The sequence below is a fragment of the Streptobacillus felis genome (genome assembly GCF_001559775.1).
GTDB classification, from domain to species: Bacteria; Fusobacteriota; Fusobacteriia; order Fusobacteriales; family Leptotrichiaceae; genus Streptobacillus; species Streptobacillus felis.
Genome location: NZ_LOHX01000220.1, coordinates 1 through 218, shown reverse-complemented (window position 1 = coordinate 218; position 218 = coordinate 1). Strand labels below are relative to the sequence as shown.

General features: G+C 31.2%; 1 protein-coding gene. It reads right to left on the bottom strand.

All coding sequences use genetic code 11. The features are described 5' to 3' along the window. Positions 1-25 precede the first annotated feature (25 nt). Positions 26-218, bottom strand: a 193-nt coding sequence (locus tag AYC60_RS03885) for a SufD family Fe-S cluster assembly protein (protein ID WP_197416952.1), incomplete at its 5' end; no start/stop codon positions are given.

The following is a 218-nucleotide window of genomic DNA, read 5'->3' as shown; positions in this document are numbered from 1 at the left end:
GGAAATTCCTTTTTTATTTCCTCCATTATAAACTTCTTTCCGAGATTTCCTTTAACTTTACTACTATATATTCCTCTACTATCGCGTCAAATACAGGCCCAAATGATGATTCAACAACTAATTTTTTATCACTTTTAGCATCAAACCCTCTACTCAGTAAGTAAAAAAGTTTATCTTGATCTATTTTACCTATACTTGAAGAATGTGCCCCTATAACA